Consider the following 23,934-nt stretch of genomic DNA (forward strand, 5'->3'; position numbering starts at 1 on the left):
AGACAGAAGACAGAAGACAGAAGACAGAAGACAGAAGACAGAAGACAGAAGACAGAAGACAGAAGACAGAAGACAGCCTATTGAGGCCGAAAAAAGCCGCAAGGGAAAACGGTCAATTCCGTTCACCTTTGCGGCATCACATATCTCGTTCGGCTATACCCAAACGACTTGAAGTTGCTGGTAGGCGGCAAGTGAGTGAATCCCCATGAACATAGGCAAACTATGTGATTGGGGTGAACGAACGTAGCCAACACCGCTGCAGCTTCAAGTAGGACGGGTATAAACTGGGCGCGTGCAGCGCCAGCTTAATTAGCGCTCCGTTAAAAACTGACGATAGGCCAGCAGCGCTTGCTCGAAATCCTCCAAACCGCACAGGCTCAGGCTCTCTTCATCGTAGTACTGCAAATCATCTTCCAGCTGGTCACTGGAAAAATTCATCACATTGGCGCGCACCATCACCTCTTCGCCGTCCATCAGCAACGTAAACTCACGCCCGACTAACTGCCATTGCCGCTCCGAACCACGCACGCTGTCAATACCGGCCAGCACAGTGGCTATTTTGTCTTGGTCACCGGCCACTTCATCATTCAACCAGCGCCCGATCGCTTCGTGCCCCATGGAAAACTCGGCTTTTACCGCGCCCATCAAATCACGTCGAAATTCATAATCCATACCGCCTCCGCACTTTGCTACTACTGCCGCGGTTGTTGCGGCGTTACCTCATGTCATATGCACTATCCTACCGCGCCCCACTGGCTGCGCCAACGCATCTCATAAAAAACCCGATATCACAAAACCCGTCATCGCCAAACCGGTGATAGCCAAGCGGTAGCGAAAAAACTCGCCCTAACAAGACACGCCGAAAAAAGCCAAGCATAAAAAAACGGGAGACCCTGTGGCCTCCCGTTATTAACGCGCTAAATTCACTGGCTACATTAACCTTAAACCTTATTAACCTCGGTGAACGCTGATTAATCCAGATTCAGCTTGGCTAACGGCAGCATCCGCTCACTTACACCGCCGTCTGGAAAATCACCGCATTGGCTTTTGCGGTATATTCCGGCAAATGGTTAAAGTTCAGGTAGCGATAGGTGTCTGCGGCAGTCGCATCCACTTCACGCATGGCCGCCAGATACTCATCGACACTCGGGATCCGCCCCAGTACCGCAGACAGCGCTGCCAGCTCGGCAGAGGCCAAGTAGACGTTCGCGCCGGTCCCCAAACGGTTCGGGAAGTTACGGGTTGAAGTCGACACCACGGTTGCTCCATCACGCACACGCGCTTGGTTACCCATGCACAGCGAGCAACCTGGGATCTCAATGCGCGCCCCAGAGCGGCCATACACGCCGTAGTAACCCTCTTCGGTCAGCTGCGCGGCATCCATCTTGGTCGGCGGCGCAATCCACAAACGGGTCGGGATCTGGCCTTTGAACTTGTCCAGCATCTTACCGGCCGCGCGGAAGTGACCGATGTTGGTCATGCACGAGCCGATGAACACCTCATCAATCTTGTCACCGGCCACGCTCGACAGCAGACGCGCATCATCCGGATCGTTCGGCGCGCACAAAATCGGCTCGCGAATCGCGTTCAGATCGATGTCGATCACCGCGCTGTACTCCGCATCGGCATCCGCTGACATCAGTTTCGGATCGGCCAACCACGCTTCCATCCCCTGAATACGTCGCTCTAGCGTACGACGATCGCCATAACCTTCGGCAATCATCCACTTCAGCAGCACAATATTGGAGTTCAAGTACTCGATGATCGGCTCTTTATCCAGCTTGATGGTACAACCGGCGGCAGAGCGCTCGGCAGAGGCATCAGCCAGCTCAAAGGCTTGCTCCACTTTCAGCTGCGACAGCCCTTCGATCTCCAAAATCCGGCCAGAGAAGATGTTCTTCTTGCCCTGTTTCTCCACCGTCAGCAGACCTTGCTGAATGGCATAGTACGGGATGGCATGCACCAGATCGCGCAAGGTGATCCCCGGTTGCATCTCACCGCTAAAACGCACCAGTACTGATTCAGGCATATCCAGCGGCATCACACCGGTGGCCGCGGCAAACGCCACCAGACCAGAGCCGGCAGGGAAAGAAATACCAATAGGGAAGCGGGTGTGCGAGTCACCGCCAGTCCCCACGGTATCCGGCAGCAACATGCGATTCAGCCAAGAGTGAATCACGCCATCGCCAGGACGCAGCGCCACACCGCCCCGGTTCATGATGAAATCAGGCAGCGTATGGTGCGTTTGCACATCCACCGGCTTTGGATAGGCGGCGGTATGACAGAATGACTGCATGGTCAGATCAGCGGAAAAGCCCAAGCAAGCCAAGTCTTTCAGCTCATCGCGGGTCATCGGGCCGGTGGTATCTTGTGAACCCACCGAGGTCATCTTCGGCTCACAATAGGTCCCCGGACGCACGCCCGCTACGCCACAGGCTTTACCCACCATCTTTTGCGCCAGCGTATAACCTTTACCAGTATCCGGTGCCGCCGCTGGGATTTTAAACACGTCACTGGCTGGCAGACCTAGCGATTCGCGGGCTTTGGCGGTCAGGCCACGGCCGATAATCAGCGGAATACGGCCACCGGCACGCACTTCATCCAACAGCACATCAGTTTTCAGGCTAAAGCGCGCCACCAGCTCGCCACTGTCGTGACGGCGGATCTCACCCAAATACGGGAAAATGTCGATCACATCGCCCATCTTGAGCAAGCTCACATCCACTTCGATCGGCAGTGCGCCCGCATCTTCCATGGTGTTAAAGAAAATCGGGGCAATTTTGCTGCCCAGCACCACACCGCCGCCACGCTTGTTCGGTACAAACGGAATATCGTCACCCATGAACCACAGCACAGAGTTGGTAGCCGATTTACGTGAAGAGCCGGTACCGACCACATCGCCCACATAGGCCAGTGGGAAACCTTTTTGTTTTAACGCGTCCAGCTGCTTAATAGGGCCTATGCTGCCGGGCTGATCGGGATCAATTCCATCACGTGGGTTTTTCAGCATCGCCAAGGCGTGCAAAGGGATATCCGGGCGCGACCATGCATCAGGCGCAGGGGATAAATCATCGGTATTGGTTTCACCGCTGACTTTAAATACGGTAACGGTCATCTTGTCGGCCACCGCTGGGCGTGACAGATACCACTCAGCTTCAGCCCATGAACGGATCACCTGACGCGCGAAATCATTGCCGGCTTTGGCTTTGTCTTCCACGTCATAGAAGCTGTCGAACATCAGCAGGGTTTGCGACAGCGCTTTGGCCGCAATCGGCGCCAAACGCGCATCATCGAGCAGATCAATCAATGGCTGGATGTTGTAACCACCTTGCATGGTACCCAGCAGTTCCGTGGCATATTCTGCGCTGACAATCGGGGAATGCGCTTCACCACGCGCCACTGCCGCCAGAAAACCGGCCTTCACATAGGCCGCTTCATCCACACCCGGCGGAATACGATTGGCCAGCAGATCAAGCAAAAATGCTTCCTCACCCACTGGCGGGGCTTTCAGCAATTCGACCAAAGCCGCAGCCTGTGCGGCATCCAGGGGTTTGGCTACCACACCTTCGGCAGCGCGCTCAGCTACGTGTTGACGGTACGCTTCTAGCACGACGAATTCCTCTTCTTTGTATGTCCTGATTGTCGGAGCTTGCCGGATTGCCGACGCCCCTGTCCTTGTCTGTTCGCGTATCACTTTTTGGGTTACAGAAAGTCCCTTCTCGGAGCCTCAGACTAGCAGAATTCCGCCTGAACTTAAAACAAATGTTACACAGTTGTTGTGTTCGATAACGGCATAGCCGATTGCCTCCTTTCAGCTCACGTTTGCCGGTAAAACCGCAACCTCAGTGAGACTTACAATGAGCGACCAATCGTGAAATAGACCGCATGGTGTCCGCCTTCGGCTTGCCCATAGGCAAAATAAATCGGCCCAATCGGGGAGTCGATCCCGGTGAACACGCTACTGGCCCACACCGGCTCCTGATAGGCGCGATCAAACAGCGAGCTGGACTTATCCCACACCCGACCATGCTCCACCGACATACCAAAGTAGAGCGGCGCACGGAACAGACCAAAATCGTTATCACGCCAGCGATACTGATAAATCAGCGCGCCAAATGTGGCGTATTGGCCAGAGAGCTGATTGTGTTCAAAGCCGGATAAGCGCAAGAAGCCGCCCATGTCTTTTGGTCGCAACAAACCGGCTAACGGATCGTCGGAGATCAACGCGCCACCTGAGAACTTGCCGATCAAGGCATGTCGTCCCCAGCCGGTGGCAGTCACCAGATCCATATTGACGTCGGTAAACGCGGTGCGTGAATAGAAGGTCTCATCGCCCCCTTGGGTATGCAAACGTGATTGCAGGTAGGCCAGATCCAAGTCCATCTTCACTCCACTGCGCGGGAAGGCGATGTTATCCAAGGTATCGTAGTTCACACCCAGATACGGACCGACGTTTTGCCCTTCCAATCCCGCTTGCTTGAAGATTTGCGGGGTGATCTTGCCATCAACATAACGCATCCCCAGCAGCGTCTGCTGCCACGGTAATGGCTGCCAGCCGAACGCCACTTCGCCCCAGTTCACCGCATAACGGTTCACCAGTACATTGTTGCTGTCAGAGGCAAAATAGAGATTGCGATCAAAGCGGTCGACTTGCGCGCGCCAATAGGTGAAATAGCGCTGATTCGGCACGATAGGCGCATACAGTTCAGCCTTGAACCACTTATCTGAACCGAGTACCCCTTCCAAGCGCGCTTCCGCACCATAACGGCTCAGGCCAGTAAAGGTGGCTCCGCCGCCTAGCTGAATACTGGTATTGCCCGACAGGGTGTCTTCCAAGGCAAAACGAAAATCTAAGTAGTTCGGCCCCCACGTTTTCTCGCGCACCTTCACCACCAGCACCTGACGCACCCCGCGTTTTTCCAGCTGGTAATCCACCCGTTCAAAATTCCCCAGCGCATGCAGACGCCGCACCCGCGCTTCCATCTCGGCATCGCTTAGGCTCATGCCTGGGGTTAAAGCCAGTTTGCTGCGGATCAGGTGTTCATCAAAACGGCTTTGGTTGACGATGACGATATCATCAATCTTGGTACCCGATTGCAGATACGTCAGGTGTTTTCGCAGCGCCTGCTTGCGTTTCTGGTACGCGGCGTACACTTCCGGGCTAGCACTGTAACGGGCCAGATCGCGCTCGGCGCCGCGCGCGGAATTCTCACCGCGCGCAATAATCTCCGGCATGCGATCGAAGGCTGCCATCGACATATCACTGACATTCGGGCGCAGCAACACATCGCGTTTACCCAGCAGCGCTGCCTGCTCGGCGGTATTCTTGCGCACCATAAAGGTCGACAGCTGGTTCATGATCGACAAGGCGTTATCCAGCTGATCGGCTTTTGCCAAATCGGCACCGATATCAACGGCAATCACCACATCGGCGCCCATCGCCCGTGCCACGCTGACCGGCAGGTTATTGACCACCCCGCCATCCACCAGCAGATGCCCTTCATAGCGCACCGGTGGCAATGCTCCCGGCACCGACATACTGGCTTGCATCACGGTCGGCAGGTGACCGTGCGCCATCACCACTTCGGTCACCGACTCGATATCGGTCGCCACCGCGCGATACGGGATGGGTAAGCGGTCAAAGTCATTGATCACGGGAAGATTTTTTACCGAATCGCGCAGCAAAACCGCCATCGACTGGCCTTGCACCAAGCCTTTAGGCGATTTTAGGGTCAGCCCATCAAAACCGATATTTGGCCGCAGCTGAAACACATCCTCGCGCTGCTTGCTACGAATCGGGCGCTCCGAGCGATCCACCTTATCGACAAAGCCTTGCCGCCAGTCAATGCGCTGCACCAGCACTTCAATTTCATCCGCGCTCATGCCCATGGCATAGAGTCCAGCGATATAAGCGCCAAAGCTGGTACCGGCAATGTAATCGATGGGGATCTGCAGCCGCTCTAGCTCACGCAGTACGCCAATATGCGCCGCGCCGCGAGCCCCGCCGCCGGATAACACCACGCCAATGGTTTCCCGAGCCAATAAAGGTGCCGACCACACCCACAGCAGCCCCAGCACCACCACAAAACCGGTAACACGCCTTAACGCTTGTAACATGAGAAAATCCGTTTCCAATCTAAAAGTGGGTACCGCTTCGCCTCTCATCAGCGCAGTAAAAACCCAGCAAAGCGCTCACCTAGAGATGCGAGAGAGATAAAGTGCCATTAACGGTTCGTTCAAAGCCGTAACACGCCGCAGGTCACCGACGACACTAGCATGACGGCCGAGCACTAGCATCACTTAGCTATACCATAACTTGGCGCAAGCATAACCACACTGTATAAAAATCATCCACCCCCAACGAAAAATGCCAATAAAAAATGCCAGCCTGCTAGCAATAACAGACTGGCACTCATTTACCGAGAATGTACCGAGAAGTATCCGGTTAACGTCAGTACACCGGCCTGTAAACACGCCGGTTAACGCTCACTTACTGGATAGACTCTTCTGGGATAATTGGCGATGGCGTGTTCAGTACTTTGTTCAGTACCAGAATGTTGTTTTCATTCAACACACCGACCGCGCCCTGCAGATTCAGGGTGTTAATCAGGTAATCGTAACGGGCATTCGCCAGCTGACGGTTGGTGTTATACAGGCTACGGGTGCTGTTCAACACGTCAACGATGGTACGGGTACCCACTTCATAGCCCGCTTCGGTGGCATCCAAGGCGCTCTTGGCAGAGACCACGGCTTGCTCGTTCGCTTTAATGGAGCTGATGGACGCCACAATGTTGTTGTGCGCTGCACGAACGTTTTTCTGGATCTCACGGTACGCTTGCTCCAGCGCTTCGCTCGAGCTGATAAAGCCGTATTCGGCCTGACGTACTTCAGAGCTGGTGCGGCCACCGCTGTAGATAGGGATAGACAGCACCACGCCCACGGAGGTCGAATCACCGTTGGTGGATGGCGTTGGGCCTGATGTCACGTTGGTATCAGACACGCCCACGGAGCCTTGCAATCCTAAGGTCGGCAGGTGACCGGAGGAAGCCAAACGCACACCTTCACGTGACAGCTCTTGACCCAAACGGGCAGACATCAAGTTCAAGTTCTTGGCATCGGCTTCTTTCATCAGCTGATCAATTTTCAGCGGCATATCGGTGCTGAACTGCTTGGTATCCAGAATGTTGATCTGGCTTGGCAGGTTACCGGTGATTTCACGCAGGTTTTCCAGACTGTTGTCCAGATCGTTTTGCGCGGTGATCTGGCTCGCACGCACTTGGTCGTACTGCGCCTGAGCATCTTGCACGTCAGTGATCGCCACCAAACCCACGTCGAAACGCTGTTTAGTCTGCTCTAACTGGCGGAATACGGCTTTTTTCTCGGCCAGAATTACGGTCAGGTTATCCTGCGCACGCAGCACACCGAAATAGGCATTCGCCACACGTAAAATCAGATTCTGCTGTGCTGCAGAGTAATTCACTTCGGCTTGGCTAGCACGTTTCTCAGACTGAGTCAGACGTACCCAGTTGGCGCGGTCATATAAAGACTGAGTCAGGTTCAATTTAGCGGCGGTCTGATTCTGCTCATTCACCGTGTTGAAATTGCTGCGGCTGTAATCAGCAGTACCGGTAGCATTCAATTGTGGTAACAGACTGGCACGCGCCTGATTAATCTGCTCGACCACGCCATCACGGTCTGCCGCTGCTTTACGCAGCACCGGATCATTCGTTTTGGCTTGCTGGTAGATATCCAGTAAGGAATCTGCATAACTTGACATGCTGATACTACCGATGCTCAATCCGATCAGGATGGGCAGAATCTTCTTCATAGCTATTCCTTGTTCCAATAATTTTCTCTGACGCATTGTTGTATGATCAGTAACCGTCAAACTGCGCACTAGTGTATCAAAGTCTCTGCCGAGGAATAGGTTTTCCGTGCCATATTGATTAAAGATTTAGCGAAAAAAAAAGGAAAACCATCCACGCATCCCTTTAGTTTCAGTACGTTACTTTAACCGTACGACATAGCTGCAGTGTTTAAGGACAATTTTTGACCATGGTATCTTTGAAGCGTAACACCCCGTCTGACTTGCTGCCAACTGACTTTACCGAAGCTGACATTCAGATGGTGGACAAGCAACCGCTGTATAACGGTTTTTTTCGCCTCACCCGTTACCGTTTTCGCCATCGCTTATTTGCTGGAGGGATGAGCGGTGAAGTGAGCCGAGAAATTTTTGAACGCGGACATGCTGCCGCCTTATTAGCGTATGACCCGAAACAAGATAAAATCGTGTTGGTCGAACAGTTGCGGATTGCCGCGCTGGAAACCAGCGCTAGCCCGTGGCTACTGGAATTAGTGGCAGGGATTATCGATCCGGGGGAAAGCCCGGAGCAAGTGGTGCGCCGTGAAGCGCAAGAAGAGGCTGGACTGACCGTACAACGCTGCGAGCCGATGCTCAGCTATCTGGCCAGCCCCGGTGGTAGCAGTGAGCGCTTATCGTTGTTTGTCGGCGAAGTAGTGGCGCCCGAATCCGGCACGCTGCATGGGCTGGCTGACGAGCACGAAGATATCAAAGTGCACGTGGTTGACCGCCAAACGGCCATGATGCTGATGGAGCGTGGACGCATTGATAACGCCGCCACCATTATCGCTCTGCAATGGCTGGCGTTGCATGGTGATGCACTACGAAAACGCTGGTTAAACGTGAAGTAACCCCAGCTAGCAGCGCACAAAGCGGCAAAACGCAGCGCCGAAAACATGACAAAGAAGAAATGTGTGCCGTGCAGCAATTCTGATAATTTCATTTGGGGATCCATCACTGATCCATAAAATGCACCGAAATAATTCAAATTATCAGATAAACTGCATATCACCATTCACGGTGCCTATTGCCTATGCGTATCCCGATGCTCGGCCAGTAACGTCCAGCATCCAAGGCGCATCAGACGCCGAATAGATCAGGCACCGCATAAATAAGTGACTACAACACCCACAATACGAAGGAAAGCACTTGGAAAGCCTGTTTCAACCGCCGGTTGCAACTGAGCGGGTTCGACTCTTGCAAATCACAGATACGCATCTGTTTGCCGACGAAGAGGGAGCCCTGCTGGGGATTAACACCCTGCAAAGCTACCATGCGGTACTGGATGCCATTGTTGCCGAGCAGCAAATTGCCGAACAGCAACCGGTCGATCTGATAGTCGCAACTGGCGATTTGGCGCAAGACCATTCGCTGGAAGCCTATGACCGCTTTGCCGATGGCATCAGCCGTCTGGACAGTCCGTGCGTCTGGCTGCCCGGTAACCACGATTTTCAGCCAGCAATGGTCGATGGCCTGCGCGGTAAAGGGATCCAGCCTTCCAAACAGGTGCTGCTTGGCGATCACTGGCAGCTGATTCTGCTCGACAGTCAGGTGCTGGGAGTTCCCCATGGCGAGCTGAGTGATTACCAGCTGAACTGGCTGGCTGCACGCCTTGATGCGCATCCAAAGCGGCATGCGGCCATTTTGCTGCACCACCATCCACTGCCTTCGGGTTGTACGTGGTTGGATCAGCACAGCCTGCGCAACAGTCATGTGCTGGATGAAGTGCTCAGCAGCCGTCCTCAGGCCAAAGTGGTGTTGTGTGGTCACATCCACCAAGAGATGGATCTGAACTGGAATGGTCGCCGCTTGCTGGCAACGCCGTCCACCTGCATTCAGTTCAAGGCACACTGCACCAATTTTACCCTCGATCAGCTCACACCGGGCTGGCGTTATCTGGATCTGTTGCCGGATGGCCGCGTAGAAACGCAAGTCCACCGTCTAACCGACCAACGCTTTAGCCCAGATATGGAATCGGAGGGGTACTGATGGCTACCCTGATTTACCTACACGGCTTTAATGGCTCGAGCGGCTCGGCCAAAGCCACCGAATTACGGGACTGGCTGGCCGACGCACACCCGCAGGTACAGATGCACATCCCCGCCCTACCGTATGCCCCGCAAGCGGCAATGGCCAAGGTATGTGCGTTGATTGAAGACTGTCAGGCCGCAGGAGAAACGCCGGCCTTGATTGGCTCGTCACTCGGCGGTTATTACGTCACTTACTTGTCGCAGCGCTATGGCCTGCGTGGGGTCGTGATTAACCCTGCGGTACGCCCATTTGAGCTATTACAAAACTTTCTCGGCCCGAACCACAACCCGTACACCGGCGAAGACTACATTCTGGGGCCGGAGCACATGCAGCAGCTGCTGGATTTGCACCTTCCGACCCTAGCACAGCCACAATTACTCTGGCTGTTACAGCAAACTGGCGATGAAGTGCTGGATTACCGGCAAGCGGTCGATTACTTCGCGCACAGCCGCGCAACCGTAGAGCCAGGTGGCAATCACGCCTTTACTGGTTTTTCACGCCATTTTGCTGCCATAATTGCCTTTCTCGGGCTAACCACGCCTTGACTTTTTATGGCCGCCTGACGACCATAATGCCCAAATACCTGTAAATATATACATACCATGACCCAGTCCAGTTATAACGCCGATGCCATTGAAGTTCTCAGTGGCCTTGAGCCGGTGCGTCGCCGGCCCGGTATGTACACCGATACGACGCGTCCGAACCACCTCGGGCAGGAAGTGATCGACAACAGCGTGGATGAAGCGCTGGCCGGGCATGCCACCCGTATCGATGTCATTTTGCACGCCGATCAGTCACTTGAAGTCATTGATAACGGTCGCGGTATGCCGGTGGATATCCACCCGGAAGAAGGTGTCTCAGGGGTCGAATTGATCCTATGTCGCCTGCACGCCGGCGGGAAATTCTCCAACAAAAACTACCAGTTCTCCGGCGGTCTGCACGGGGTGGGGATCTCTGTGGTCAACGCCTTGTCGAGCCGGGTTGAAGTTACCGTTAAGCGCGATGGCCAGATCTATTCGATCGTCTTTGCGGACGGCGAAAAAATCCAAGATCTGACCGTGATCGGCACCTGTGGCCGCCGTACCAGTGGTACGAGCGTGCACTTCTGGCCGACTGCCAGCTATTTTGATTCGGCCAAGTTCTCGGTCAGCCGCCTGACCCACCTGCTGAAAGCCAAAGCCGTGCTCTGTCCGGGGCTGGAAATCGTCTTTACCGATAAGGTCAACAACACCGAACAGCGCTGGCTGTATCAAGACGGCCTGAATGACTACCTGATTGATGCGGTCAAAGAGTTTGTCACCCTACCCGAAGCGCCGTTTACCGGTGCGGTGTCGACCGATACCGAAGCCGCCGATTGGGCGGTAGTCTGGCTGCCTGAAGGCGGCGAGCTAATTGGCGAAAGTTACGTTAACTTGATCCCCACCGCCCAAGGCGGCACCCACGTTAACGGCCTGCGCCAAGGTCTGCTGGATGCGATGCGTGAGTTTTGCGAATTCCGTAACTTGCTGCCGCGCGGCGTGAAGCTGTCCCCTGAAGATATCTGGGATCGCTGCGCCTATGTCTTGTCACTGAAAATGCAAGATCCGCAGTTTGCCGGCCAAACCAAAGAGCGCCTGTCGTCACGCCAAAGCGCGGCCTTTGTCTCTGGGGTGGTTAAAGATGCATTTAGCCTGTGGCTGAACCAGAACGTGCAATATGCCGAGCAACTGGCCGAGCTGGCGATTAACAGCGCCCAGCGCCGGATGCGCGCAGCCAAGAAAGTGGTGCGTAAAAAGCTCACCTCCGGCCCAGCGCTACCCGGTAAACTGGCCGACTGCTCGTCACAAGATTTGAGTAAGACCGAACTCTTTTTGGTCGAGGGTGACTCCGCGGGCGGCTCAACCAAACAGGCGCGCGATCGCGAGTTTCAGGCGGTGATGCCGCTGCGCGGTAAGATCCTCAATACCTGGGAAGTCTCCTCCGACGAAGTGCTAGCCTCGCAAGAAGTGCACGACATTTCGGTGGCGATTGGTATCGATCCGGACAGCGATGATTTAAGTCAGCTGCGCTACGGGAAAGTCTGTATCCTCGCCGATGCCGACTCCGACGGCCTGCACATCGCCACTTTGCTGTGCGCGTTGTTCGTGCGCCATTTCCGCACCTTGGTCGAGCAAGGACACGTGTATGTGGCAATGCCACCGCTGTTTCGTATCGATCTGGGCAAAGAAGTGCACTACGCCCTCGACGAAGACGAGAAGAACGGCATTCTTGAGCGCCTGAAAAAGAAAAAAGGTAAACCCAACGTACAGCGCTTCAAAGGTCTGGGTGAGATGAACCCGCTGCAGCTGCGCGAAACCACCATGGATCCGAACACCCGCCGCTTGGTGCAACTGACCATCGATGATCTGCAGCAAACGCTCGACATCATGGACATGCTACTGGCGAAAAAACGTTCGGAAGACCGCCGCCACTGGCTGCAAAGCAAGGGCGATCTGGCGGACATTGAAGCCTGATTAACGTACACAGGAACACCCGATGACAGATTTGACTCAGGGCGGCATCGAGCGCGATGACAACGACGGCACCGAACGCCAGTCGCTGCGCGTGTTTACCGAAAATGCCTACCTCAACTACTCCATGTACGTGATCATGGATCGCGCCTTGCCGTTTATCGGCGATGGCCTCAAGCCGGTACAGCGCCGGATTGTGTACTCCATGTCCGAACTGGGACTGAATGCGGCTGCCAAGTACAAAAAATCCGCCCGTACCGTGGGTGACGTGCTGGGTAAATACCACCCGCACGGTGACAGCGCCTGCTATGAAGCCATGGTGCTGATGGCGCAGCCGTTCTCCTACCGCTACCCGCTGATCGACGGTCAGGGCAACTGGGGGGCGCCGGATGATCCTAAATCCTTCGCCGCCATGCGTTACACCGAATCACGCCTGTCAAAAATGGCTGACGTGCTGCTCGGCGAACTTGGCCAAGGCACAGTCGACTTCCAACCGAACTTCGATGGCACCTTGCCAGAGCCTAAATGGCTGCCTGCCCGTCTGCCGCACATTTTGCTGAACGGCACCACTGGTATTGCGGTGGGGATGGCCACCGATATTCCGCCACACAACGTGCGCGAAATTGTCGGCGCAGTCTCATTACTGATTGATAAGCCGGATGCCACGCTCGAGGAGCTGATGACGCACGTCCAAGGTCCGGATTACCCGACCGAAGCGGAAATCATCACCCCACAAAGTGACATCAAAAAAATCTACCAGACCGGTCGTGGCTCGATTCGCATGCGCGCACTGTGGAAAAAAGAGGACGGCGAAATCATCATCACCGCCCTGCCACACCAGTGCTCTGGGGCGAAAGTGCTGGAGCAGATCGCCGCGCAAATGCGCGCCAAGAAGCTGCCGATGGTCGATGACCTGCGCGATGAGTCGGATCACGAAAACCCAACCCGCTTGGTGATCGTGCCGAAATCCAGCCGCGTCGATGTCGACATGCTGATGAACCACCTGTTTGCCTCTACCGATCTGGAAAAGAGCTACCGGGTGAACCTCAACATGCTGGGCCTCGATGGCCGTCCGGCGGTTAAAGGCTTAGTCACTATTTTGAACGAGTGGCTGACTTTCCGTCGCGATACCATTCGTCGCCGTCTGCAGCACCGTCTGGAAAAAGTGCTCAAGCGTTTGCACATTCTGGAAGGCTTGCTGGTTGCGTTCCTCAATATCGATGAAGTGATCGATATCATCCGTACGCAAGACGAACCGAAAGCAGTGTTGGTGGCGCGCTTTGGCATCACCGAAACCCAAGCCGAAGCCATTTTAGAGCTGAAACTGCGTCACTTGGCCAAGCTGGAAGAGGTGCGTATTCGCGCTGAACAAGCAGAGTTGGAAAAAGAGCGTCAGCAACTGGAAGCCCTGCTGGGCTCCGAGCGTCGTCTGAACACCTTGATGAAAAAAGAGCTGCAGGCCGATGCCGACAGCTTTGGCGATACGCGTCGCTCACCGCTGGTTGAGCGTAGCGAAGCCAAAGCACTGACCGAGCGTGACCTGACCCCAGCCGAGCCAGTCACCGTAGTGTTGTCCGAAATGGGCTGGGTGCGCTGCGCCAAAGGCCATGATGTGGATGCCGCGGGCTTAAGCTACAAAGCCGGCGATGCCTACCGCGGGTTTGCCCGTGGTAAGAGCAACCAGCCGGTGGTCTTTATCGACTCCACCGGACGCAGTTATGCACTCGATCCGATCACCTTGCCATCGGCCCGTGGTCAGGGCGAGCCACTGACCGGCAAATTAACACCGCCTCCAGGCGCGGTCATCGAGCAGGTGTTGATGGAAGAGGACAACCAGAAACTGCTGCTGGCCTCTGACGCCGGTTACGGTTTCATCTGTACCTTCGCCGATCTGGTGGCGCGTAACCGCGCCGGTAAGGCACTGCTCAATCTGCCGGATAACGCCAAGGTGCTGCCGCCACTGAATGTCACCCGCGATGATGACCTGCTGATGGCCATCACCTCGGAAGGGCGCATGCTGCTGTTCCCGGTTGCGGATCTGCCACAGCTGTCCAAAGGTAAAGGCAACAAGATAGTCACCATTCCATCTGCGCGCGCGGCGGCACGCGAAGAGTTGCTGCTGCATCTGCGCTTGATTTCAGCCCAAGCCAGTGTGACTTTGCATGTGGGTAAACGTAAGCTGACCATCAAGCCTGATGATTTGAGCAAATTCCGCGCCGAGCGCGGCCGTAAAGGCACCTTGCTGCCACGCGGTCTGCAAAAAGTCGACCTGATTGAAGTGCAAGAGCCGGTGACCTTAACCAGCGCTGGTGACAGCGAAGAGTAAATCGAGGTTATGGCGGTTAACACTCACCGTCGATACCTTCTGATAACGCTCGCTAAATAGACACCGCCCCGTTGCGATTTTTTCGCGATGGGGCTTTTTTTATAGTTGCGACCGCGGGCTTTTCATCGCGCATGACCATTTACAAAACAGTGACATTCACCGCATTTGTATGTGTAATCACTGCAAGATTGTGATGGATATTCAATTTACATCACATTCCACTACAGTCATATCCACTCTTGCCGATAGGCATGGCTGAGCCCCTCTCGCCTTGCAAGGATCGGATAGATGATGTCGATTACTGCCTTTTTACGCCGCTTTACTCTCAGACAAAAAATTCTCCTCAGCGTTAGCCTGTTCATTTTACTGAGCAACTTGATTGCCGGTACGCTCGGCTATCGTTCCGCGGAGGCTTTGATCCGCCACCAGCAGTTAGACGAATATCTCCCGGCCTTGCTCGAAGGCGAGCGCAATGCCTTAAACGGCGAATTTGAAACCCTGAAACAGGCCACCCGCCAAATCGCGGAAAACCCGTTCTTACTCAATTTTGCCGCCCAAGGTTTTCCTGCCGAGCAAGAGCCACAACTGATTGCCCTGCTCAATCAGGTCAAACAGCAGTTCAACCTGACCACCACCACCTTTGTCGACCGGCAAAGTAATCGCTTCTGGAATCAAGATGGTTTCCTGCGCGTGCTCAACCCACAGCAAGATGGTTGGTACTTCCCGTACCGCGATAGCGGCCGCACTTGGGATAACAGCATCTATCGCGAGGCCAACGGCAATCTCAAACTGTTCGTCAACTACCAACAAACCAATGGCCGCGGAATGTCTGGTCTGGCGCAACCGTTGGATGCCGTGATTGCCCGTCTGCGCGCCATCAAAATCAAAGACAGCGGCTTTGTATTCCTGACCGATGGCAGCGGTAATGTTCGCCTGCATCCGGATAACAGCGTAAAAGATATGACGCCGCTAACTCAGCTGTATCAGGGCAACAGCGCTACGCTGCTTAACCCACAGCACACCAGCGTGCAGGAATCGAGTCGTAACGGAGTTCCGGTACTGGTGGTCAGTACCCTGATCCCTGCACTGAACTGGTATCTGGTGGCGGAAGTGCCACAGGCCGAAGTGTTCGCTTCACTGCAGCAATTGTTATGGCAACTGCTGAGTTGGGGCATTGGCGGCGGCATTGTGATGCTGCTGACTGCCGCCTTGGTCACCCACCGTTTGCTGCAACCGCTCAGTGAATCGGCCCGTCTGTTCACCGAGCTGGGCGATGGCAGCGGCGATCTACAACGTCGCTTACCGGCGCAAGGCCAAGATGAACTGGCGCAGCTGGCGCGTGGCTTTAACCGTTTTGCCGATAAAATTCAGCACTCGCTACAAGCGGTGGCCGATACCGCCAATGCCCTGCGTACCAGTGCCGAAAAAGTCGCCGAAGAGTCGGAGCGTTCACGCCTCGACAGCCATGCCCAGCGCGATAAAACCCTGATGGTGGTCACCGCCATTAATCAGATGGGTGCCACCGTACAAGAGATTGCCGGTAATGCCTCAGTGGCGGCCGATGCCACCCAAGGCGCGGAGCACGCCTCCGAGCAAGGCTTAACCATTGTCGGCAATACCAAGCAGACCATCCAAAATCTGGCCGACGACATGCAAAACATGGGCAGCGTGATCACCACCTTGGCCGGCCAGACCGAAAGTATCGGCACCATTTTGGACACCATTCGCGGCATTTCCGATCAAACCAACTTGCTGGCACTGAATGCCGCCATTGAAGCGGCGCGCGCCGGTGAACAAGGACGCGGCTTTGCGGTAGTGGCCGAAGAGGTGCGCAAACTGGCCAGCCGCACATCGGATTCGACCGCCGAGATCCAAAGCATGATCGACCGACTGCAACAAGAAGCCCAGCACGCGGTACAGGCCAGCAGTCGCAGCCATGAGCGCAGTTTGCATGGTGTTCAATCAGCCGAAGAGGTGCAGCACAGCTTAAATGACATCGCGGCTCGTATTGCCCAGCTCAGTGACATGAACACGCAAGTGGCCGCCGCCACCGAAGAGCAGTCAACGGTAGTACAAGATATCAACCAGAATTTGGATAGCATCAATCAGTTGACCGAGCAAAATGCCGGAACAGCCGAACTGCTGTCAGAGCAAGCGGCCGGCTTACGCAGTCTGTCACAACAACTGGAGCAGCTGGTCAGCGCGTTTCGCGTATAACAGCATGCACAAAAAAGCCGGCCCTGAAAATTCAGGACCGGCTTTTTATTGGCTCTCATGTTCACGGCACCCAGTGAGCATTGCTTGGTGCTTATTTCTTTGTGGCGTGCATTTCTTGCTTTGCGACTTTCTTACGTACAGTTTGCTTGCAGGCGTCTTAACTGCTGAACCGGCGGCTATGCTGCCCCCTGATCCCTTCCTTTTTTCGCATCACAACCGATGTAGCATCACTTATACACTAAGCTAGCCACACCGAGCACATCAATCACACCAAGCATACCTATCACACTAACACTGCTCACTCAGCACCGCCGATAACCAATCGACTTTGTGTTGGCTTACTTTTTCTTGGCTTTCGGGTTTGGCAGGTCGGTAATCGAGCCTTCAAACACTTCTGCCGCCAGGCCAACAGATTCATGCAAAGTCGGGTGCGCGTGGATGGTCAGCGCGATATCTTCGGCATCACAACCCATCTCGATAGCCAGACCGATTTCACCCAACAGTTCACCACCGTTAGTACCGACAATCGCGCCACCCAGAATACGGTGCGTCTCTTTGTCGAAAATCAGCTTAGTCATACCGTCAGCGCAGTCAGAGGCGATCGCACGACCGGACGCTGCCCATGGGAAGGTCGCGGTTTCGTACTTCAGACCTTCGGCCTGACACTCTTTCTCAGTCTTACCTACCCACGCCACTTCCGGATCGGTATAGGCAATAGATGGGATCACTTTCGGATCGAAGTAATGTTTCTTACCGGCAATCACTTCGGCCGCTACGTGACCTTCGTGCACCCCTTTGTGTGCCAGCATTGGCTGACCCACGATGTCACCGATCGCATAAATGTGCGGAACGTTGGTGCGCATCTGCTTATCGGTACGGATAAAGCCACGCTCATCCACTTCAACGCCTGCCAAACCAGCATCCAGCTGCTTACCGTTAGGCACACGACCGATGGCTACCAGCACGGCATCATAACGCTGCGCTTCAGCAGGCGCTTTCTTGCCTTCCATGCTGACGTAAATACCGTCTTCACGGGCTTCCACCGCAGTCACCTTGGTTTCCAGCATCAAGTTAAACTTCTTGCTGATCTTCTTGGTGAACACTTTCACGATATCTTTATCGGCAGCTGGGATCACCTGATCGAACATCTCGACCACGTCAATCTCTGAACCCAGCGCATGGTACACAGTACCCATTTCCAGACCGATAATACCGCCGCCCATCACCAGCAGGCGCTTAGGCACTTCTTTCAGCTCCAGCGCATCGGTTGAATCCCAAATACGTGGATCTTCGTGCGGAATAAATGGCAGCTGAATTGGACGCGAACCGGCAGCAATGATGGCATTGTCGAAGTTCACGGTGGTCACGCCATCCGCGCCTTCCACGGCAATGCTGTTTGGACCGGTAAATTTACCCAGACCATTCACCACCTGCACTTTACGCATCTTCGCCATACCGGCCAGACCGCCAGTCAGTTGGCTAATAACTTTTTCTTTCCACAGACGGATCTTGTTGATGTCGGTGCTTGGCTCACCAAACACGATCCCGTGCTCGGCCAGTGATTTGGCCTCTTCAATCACCTTGGCAACGTGCAGCAGTGCCTTAGATGGGATACAACCCACGTTCAGACAGACACCACCCAGTGTGGAATAACGCTCGACGATCACTGTGTCCAGACCCAGATCCGCGCAGCGGAATGCTGCGGAATAACCTGCCGGGCCGGCACCCAGAACCACTACCTGGGCTTTGATTTCTTTGCTCATCATGACCTCGTTATAATCTTTTTCTTCCTGAACCGGGTACAGCGCGCACAACCGGAGGTTCACCGCGCCACGATTTTACAACCTTGTTAAAATCTCGCAAACAATGTTGCACCCGTTGTGCCTTATTCGTCGGTGCGGTCACAGCTTAAGCCGAAACCGCACCGGATCTGTCTTACATCACCAGACGGCGGATGTCAGACAGCGCGTTGTTCAGGAATGTGATGAAGCGGGCACCGTCAGCGCCATCGATCACGCGGTGATCGTAAGACAGTGACAGAGGCAGCATCAGACGTGGTGCGAACTCTTTGCCGTTCCACTTCGGCTTCATCTCAGACTTGGACACACCCAGAATGGCCACTTCCGGCGCATTCACAATTGGGGTGAAGGCTGTACCGCCAATACCGCCCAGGCTAGAGATAGTGAAGCAACCGCCCTGCATATCAGATGCAGTCAGCTTGCCAGCACGCGCCTTCTTGGAGATCTCCATCAGGTCACGTGACAGCTCGGTGATGCTCTTCTTGTTCACATCACGTACCACTGGCACTACCAGACCGTTTGGCGTATCCACCGCAACACCGATGTTGATGTATTTCTTCAGCGTCAGCTTCTGACCATCTTCTGACAGTGAGCTGTTAAAGCGTGGCATTACTTCCAGCGCTTTGCCTACCGCTTTGAGAATGAACACCAGCGGAGTGATCTTCAGATCAGCCTTAGCACGCTCCAGTTCAGCATTTTGCTGCTTACGGAAAGCTTCCAGTTCGGTGATATCCGCGTCGTCCCACTGCGTTACGTGCGGGATCATCACCCAGTTACGGTGCAAGTTAGCGCCGGAGATCTTCTGGATCCGACCCAGCTCAACCTCTTCCACTTCACCGAACTTGCTGAAGTCCACTTTCGGCCATGGCAGCAGACCCAGACCCGCGCCACCACTCATCGCCGCCGACGAGGCAGCCTGACCGGATTCCAGACGCTTAAGCGCATCTTTCACGTAGTCTTGTACGTCTTCTTTCAGGATCCGACCCTTACGGCCAGTCCCTTTCACTTTGCCCAGGTTAACCCCGAACTCACGCGCCAAACGGCGTACCACTGGGGTTGCATGAGCATAAGCATCGTTTTCTGCAAACTCAGCTGCTGCGGCTGGCTTAGCAGCGGCTGCTGGTGCTTCGGCTTTCACCGCGGCTGGCGCAGGTGCTGCACTGGCGACTGGCGCGCTAGCTACTGCTACAGCAGGAGCCGCACCGGCCACTTCAAACACCATGATCAGAGAGCCGGTAGACACTTTGCTACCCGCTTGAACTTTGATCTCTTTAACCACACCGGCAAATGGTGCAGGCACTTCCATCGAAGCCTTGTCACCTTCTACGGTGATCAGCGATTGCTCAGCTTCAACTTTATCGCCGACCGCAACCATGATCTCGGTGACTTCCACTTCGTCACCACCGATATCCGGCACGTTAACGTCTTTCGCCGCGCTGGCCACAGGAGCGGCAACTGGCGCCGCAGCTGCTACTGGAGCCGCCGCTTGTGCTGGAGCGGCACCGGCCACTTCAAACACCATGATCAGGGAGCCAGTAGAGACTTTGCTACCCGCTTGCACTTTGATCTCTTTAACCACACCAGCAAACGGTGCAGGCACTTCCATGGACGCTTTATCGCCTTCCACGGTCAGCAGAGATTGCTCTTCGCTCACGCTGTCGCCCACGGCAACCATGATTTCAGTCACTTCGACTTCATCACTACCGATATCCGGTACGCACACTTCTTTCAGTGCTGCCGCCGCCGGTGCAGCAGCTGGAGCTGGCGCCGCTTGCGCGGCAACCGGGGCGGCTGCCGCCCCTTCTTGCGCGAATACCATAATCAGTGAGCCAGTAGACACTTTGCTGCCTACCTGCACTTTAATTTCTTTCACAATACCGCCCGCTGAGGCTGGTACTTCCATGGAGGCCTTATCGCCCTCCACGGTGATCAGGGATTGCTCGGCTTCCACTTTATCGCCGACGCTCACCAGAATTTCGGTAACTTCAACTTCATCCGCACCGATATCCGGAACAAAAATCTCAATACTCATGACAGGTGCCTCTTATGCGTACAGCGGGTTAACTTTATCGGCATCGATACCGAACTTAGCGATAGCCTCGGCGACCACTGACTTGGCGATTTCGCCACGGTTAGCCAGTTCAGTCAGCGCTGCAACCACCACGTAGTGGGCATCCACTTCGAAGTGACGGCGCAGGTTTTCGCGGCTGTCAGAGCGGCCGAAACCGTCAGTACCCAGTACGCGGTAGCTGCTGGCTGGCACGAACGCACGGATCTGCTCAGCAAACAACTTCATGTAGTCAGTTGCAGCAATCGCTGGTGCATCGTTCATCACAGCAGTCACGAACGGTACGCGCGGCTGCGCTTCTGGATGCAGCATGTTCCAACGGTCACAATCTTGGCCTTCACGTGCCACTTCGGTGAACGAGGTCACGCTGTACACGTCAGAGCCCACGCCGTAGTCGGCAGACAGGATCTGCGCGGCTTCACGCACGTGACGCAGGATAGCGCCAGAACCCATCAGCTGAACCTTCGCCTTATCACCGGCCACGGTTTCCAGCTTGTAGATACCCTTACGGATCCCTTCTTCAGCGCCTTCTGGCATGGCTGGCTGATGGTAGTTTTCGTTCATGGTAGTCAGGTAGTAGAATACGTTCTCCTGCTCACCATACATGCGGCGCACGCCGTCTTGCATGATCACGGCCAGCTCGTAAGCGTAGGCAGGGTCATAAGCCACACAGTTAGGGATAGTCAGTGCTTGAATATGGCTGTGACCATCTTCGTGCTGCAGACCTTCACCGTTCAGAGTGGTGCGGCCTGAGGTACCGCCGACCAAGAAACCACGCGCTTGTTGGTCACCCGCCGCCCAGCACAGATCGCCGATACGTTGGAAACCAAACATGGAGTAGTAGATGTAGAACGGGATCATTGGCACATCGTTGGTGCTGTAAGACGTTGCCGCCGCCAGCCAAGAAGAGCCTGCGCCCAGTTCGTTAATACCTTCTTGCAGAACCTGACCGGCTTTGTCTTCTTTGTAGTAAGAAACAACTTCGCGATCCTGCGGGGTGTAGTTCTGACCCTGCGGGTTGTAGATACCCACTTGACGGAACAGACCTTCCATACCGAAAGTACGTGCTTCGTCGGCAATGATTGGCACGATATGCTGGCCAATCCCTTTGTCTTTCAGCAGCACGTTCAGTGCACGCACAAACGCCATGGTGGTAGAGATATCACGCGCCTGCTCGCCCAGCAGTGCTTTGAATTCATCCAGTGCTGGAATAGCCAGCTCTTGGGTGAACTTCGGCAGACGGGTTGGTACATAACCTTTCAGCGCCTGACGACGGCCGTGCAGGTAGTTGTACTCTTCCGAGCCTTCTGGGAACTTGATGTATGGCAGCTTCTCGGTTTCTTCATCGCTCAGGTTGATGTTGAAACGGTCACGGAACTGCTTCACGCTGTCCATATCCAGTTTCTTCACGGAGTGAGCAATGTTCTTGCCTTCTGCCGCATCGCCCATGCCGTAACCTTTGATGGTCTTGGCCAGAATAACCACTGGCTTACCTTTGGTCTGCTTGGCTTTCTGGAATGCTGCGAAAACTTTCTCTGGATCGTGACCACCACGGTTCAGCGCCCAGATTTCGTCGTCGGTCATGTCTTTAACCAGTGCCGCTGTTTCTGGGTACTTGTTAAAGAAGTGCTCACGCACATAAGCACCGTCTTTGGACTTCAGAGTCTGATAGTCACCGTCGACAGTTTCGTTCATCAGCTGCAGCAGTTTACCGGAGGTATCTTTCTTCAGCAGTTCATCCCACTTGCTACCCCAGATAACCTTGATCACTTCCCAGCCAGCGCCGCGGAACAGACCTTCCAGCTCTTGTACGATCTTACCGTTACCGACCACTGGGCCATCCAGACGCTGTAGGTTACAGTTGATCACGTAGCACAGGTTGTCCAACTTCTCACGGGCCGCGAAAGTCAGTGCACCTTTGGATTCTGGCTCATCCATCTCACCGTCGCCCAAGAAGGCGTATACGGTTTGCTCAGTGGTGTTCTTCAGACCGCGATCGTTCAGATACTTCAGGAAGCGCGCCTGATAAATCGCATTGATTGGGCCCAAGCCCATTGATACGGTCGGGAACTGCCAGAACTCAGGCATCAGTTTCGGGTGCGGATAAGAAGAAACGCCTTTGCCATCCACTTCCTGACGGAAGTTGTTCAGCTGCTCTTCAGTCAAGCGGCCTTCAATGAACGCACGGGCGTAGATCCCCGGAGAGATGTGACCCTGGAAGAACACCAGATCGCCGCCATCTTGCTCGTTACGCGCACGGAAGAAATGGTTGAATGCCACATCATAGATGGTGGCAGAAGACTGGAAGGACGCCATGTGGCCACCCAGATCCAGGTCTTTTTTGGAGGCACGCAGTACAGTCATGATGGCGTTCCAGCGGATCGCGGAACGGATACGACGCTCCAGCTCATGATTGCCCGGATAAGCCGGTTGTTCAGACGCCGGAATGGTATTGATGTAATCAGTGTGGATACCACTTGGCAGTGACACACCGTTTACACGTGCTTTATCCATGATCTGATCGATCAGGAACTGGGCACGCTCAACACCTTCTTCGCGAATTACCGATTCGAGAGCCTGCAACCAGTCGCTGGTTTCGATCGGATCCACGTCATTTTTCATCATGTCTGACATGGTGTTCTTCCTTATCTGCTTGTTCGGTCAATTTTGTTCAATCTGGAAGCCTTTCCGCGACCCTGTATGGGTTACCTGACGGAAAAACGCCTTCTTCTCGGTCTGCTTTCGCCGGCATATATTTACCGGTCAATCCCTGCGTTGCTGCAGCCGCCGCAACGACCGTTCTTGACGGCTGTGTTCACGGCTAAGTTCCAGCAAAGTTTCCTCAATAAACGCCAGATGACGGTGCGATGCTTCGCGTGCCGCCTCCGGCTGACGAGCCAAAATTGCATCCACAATTTCCGCTCGGTGGCTGCTGACCTGCGCCAACTTTTCACGTCGGGCATACAGCAGCTCAAAATTCTGTTTTACATTCTGCTCCAGCAGCGGAGCTAAGCAACGCACCAGGTGTAACAACACCACGTTATGGGACGCCTCACTCACCACAACCAGATACTGCATTACCGCATCGGCTTCGGCCGCCGGATCATCTTTGGCTTGCGCCGCCACAATCGCCTGCTGGCTCT

Annotated in this window: 14 protein-coding genes; 6 read left to right on the forward strand and 8 right to left on the reverse strand. The window is 54.8% G+C overall.

The window, feature by feature from the left end:
* Positions 1 to 309: 309 nt before the first annotated feature.
* The 4 genes from L975_RS08825 to tolC form a co-directional block, all read right to left on the reverse strand.
* Positions 310 to 672, reverse strand: coding sequence for a YacL family protein (locus L975_RS08825; protein WP_039046512.1), 363 nt, complete (start codon positions 670 to 672; stop codon positions 310 to 312).
* 340 nt (positions 673 to 1,012) lie between these two features.
* Positions 1,013 to 3,610, reverse strand: a complete 2,598-nt coding sequence (gene acnB / locus L975_RS08830) for a bifunctional aconitate hydratase 2/2-methylisocitrate dehydratase (RefSeq protein WP_039046513.1) — start codon at positions 3,608 to 3,610, stop codon at positions 1,013 to 1,015.
* Positions 3,611 to 3,852: 242 nt separating this feature from the next.
* Entirely contained in the window at positions 3,853 to 6,117 is a 2,265-nt protein-coding gene (locus tag L975_RS08835; protein WP_047708187.1) for a patatin-like phospholipase family protein, read from the reverse strand.
* 373 nt (positions 6,118 to 6,490) lie between these two features.
* Complete coding sequence (gene tolC, locus L975_RS08840; protein ID WP_052181360.1) at positions 6,491 to 7,828, reverse strand: outer membrane channel protein TolC; 1,338 nt, start codon at positions 7,826 to 7,828, stop codon at positions 6,491 to 6,493.
* A 227-nt stretch (positions 7,829 to 8,055) separates the two neighbouring features.
* On the opposite strand from tolC, the gene nudF reads away from it, so the two are divergent.
* The 6 genes from nudF (at position 8,056) to L975_RS08870 (ending at position 16,924) form a co-directional block, all read left to right on the forward strand.
* The gene (gene nudF, locus L975_RS08845) at positions 8,056 to 8,712 is read left to right on the forward strand and encodes an ADP-ribose diphosphatase (RefSeq protein ID WP_052181361.1); all 657 of its coding nucleotides are present in this window, start codon (positions 8,056 to 8,058) and stop codon (positions 8,710 to 8,712) included.
* Between the two features lie 298 nt (positions 8,713 to 9,010).
* Entirely contained in the window at positions 9,011 to 9,850 is an 840-nt protein-coding gene (gene cpdA, locus L975_RS08850; protein WP_047708189.1) for a 3',5'-cyclic-AMP phosphodiesterase, read from the forward strand.
* Positions 9,850 to 10,437, forward strand: a complete 588-nt coding sequence (gene yqiA / locus L975_RS08855; RefSeq protein WP_047708191.1) for an esterase YqiA — start codon at positions 9,850 to 9,852, stop codon at positions 10,435 to 10,437. The genes cpdA and yqiA overlap by 1 nt, the downstream gene beginning before the upstream one ends.
* 57 nt (positions 10,438 to 10,494) lie before the next feature.
* Positions 10,495 to 12,384: a DNA topoisomerase IV subunit B gene (gene parE, locus L975_RS08860; RefSeq protein ID WP_039046518.1), complete on the forward strand. Its 1,890-nt coding sequence runs from the start codon at positions 10,495 to 10,497 to the stop codon at positions 12,382 to 12,384.
* Between the two features lie 22 nt (positions 12,385 to 12,406).
* Positions 12,407 to 14,707, forward strand: a complete 2,301-nt coding sequence (gene parC, locus L975_RS08865; protein WP_039046519.1) for a DNA topoisomerase IV subunit A — start codon at positions 12,407 to 12,409, stop codon at positions 14,705 to 14,707.
* A gap of 288 nt (positions 14,708 to 14,995) precedes the next feature.
* Positions 14,996 to 16,924 carry a methyl-accepting chemotaxis protein gene (locus tag L975_RS08870; protein ID WP_052181362.1) on the forward strand — a complete coding sequence of 643 codons (1,929 nt, stop codon included), beginning with the start codon at positions 14,996 to 14,998 and terminating at the stop codon, positions 16,922 to 16,924.
* Between the two features lie 338 nt (positions 16,925 to 17,262).
* Here the strand turns inward: L975_RS08870 and lpdA are convergent, their stop codons facing one another.
* The 4 genes from lpdA to L975_RS08890 form a co-directional block, all read right to left on the reverse strand.
* Positions 17,263 to 18,687 carry a dihydrolipoyl dehydrogenase gene (lpdA, locus tag L975_RS08875; RefSeq protein WP_010862594.1) on the reverse strand — a complete coding sequence of 475 codons (1,425 nt, stop codon included), beginning with the start codon at positions 18,685 to 18,687 and terminating at the stop codon, positions 17,263 to 17,265.
* A gap of 172 nt (positions 18,688 to 18,859) precedes the next feature.
* Positions 18,860 to 20,755: a pyruvate dehydrogenase complex dihydrolipoyllysine-residue acetyltransferase gene (gene aceF / locus L975_RS08880; protein ID WP_047708193.1), complete on the reverse strand. Its 1,896-nt coding sequence runs from the start codon at positions 20,753 to 20,755 to the stop codon at positions 18,860 to 18,862.
* 12 nt (positions 20,756 to 20,767) lie between these two features.
* The gene (aceE, locus tag L975_RS08885) at positions 20,768 to 23,425 is read right to left on the reverse strand and encodes a pyruvate dehydrogenase (acetyl-transferring), homodimeric type (RefSeq protein WP_039046521.1); all 2,658 of its coding nucleotides are present in this window, start codon (positions 23,423 to 23,425) and stop codon (positions 20,768 to 20,770) included.
* A gap of 129 nt (positions 23,426 to 23,554) precedes the next feature.
* Positions 23,555 to 23,934 (reverse strand): FCD domain-containing protein (locus L975_RS08890; protein WP_156121148.1); only part of this gene is annotated, 380 nt, incomplete at its 5' end.

This window comes from Plesiomonas sp. ZOR0011, assembly GCF_000800945.1.
Taxonomy (GTDB): Bacteria; Pseudomonadota; Gammaproteobacteria; order Enterobacterales; family CAMTGL01; genus Plesiomonas; species Plesiomonas shigelloides.

What these genes read in the sequence shown, in the direction of transcription:
- lpdA (WP_010862594.1), bottom strand. Translation starts at nt 18,687, where the DNA reads ATGAGCAAAGAAATCAAAGCCCAGGTAGTGGTTCTGGGTGCCGGCCCG.
- nudF (WP_052181361.1), top strand. Translation starts at nt 8,056, where the DNA reads ATGGTATCTTTGAAGCGTAACACCCCGTCTGACTTGCTGCCAACTGAC.
- yqiA (WP_047708191.1), top strand. Translation starts at nt 9,850, where the DNA reads ATGGCTACCCTGATTTACCTACACGGCTTTAATGGCTCGAGCGGCTCG.
- L975_RS08835 (WP_047708187.1), bottom strand. Translation starts at nt 6,117, where the DNA reads ATGTTACAAGCGTTAAGGCGTGTTACCGGTTTTGTGGTGGTGCTGGGG.
- parC (WP_039046519.1), top strand. Translation starts at nt 12,407, where the DNA reads ATGACAGATTTGACTCAGGGCGGCATCGAGCGCGATGACAACGACGGC.
- L975_RS08825 (WP_039046512.1), bottom strand. Translation starts at nt 672, where the DNA reads ATGGATTATGAATTTCGACGTGATTTGATGGGCGCGGTAAAAGCCGAG.
- tolC (WP_052181360.1), bottom strand. Translation starts at nt 7,828, where the DNA reads ATGAAGAAGATTCTGCCCATCCTGATCGGATTGAGCATCGGTAGTATC.
- aceF (WP_047708193.1), bottom strand. Translation starts at nt 20,755, where the DNA reads ATGAGTATTGAGATTTTTGTTCCGGATATCGGTGCGGATGAAGTTGAA.
- parE (WP_039046518.1), top strand. Translation starts at nt 10,495, where the DNA reads ATGACCCAGTCCAGTTATAACGCCGATGCCATTGAAGTTCTCAGTGGC.
- L975_RS08870 (WP_052181362.1), top strand. Translation starts at nt 14,996, where the DNA reads ATGATGTCGATTACTGCCTTTTTACGCCGCTTTACTCTCAGACAAAAA.
- aceE (WP_039046521.1), bottom strand. Translation starts at nt 23,425, where the DNA reads ATGTCAGACATGATGAAAAATGACGTGGATCCGATCGAAACCAGCGAC.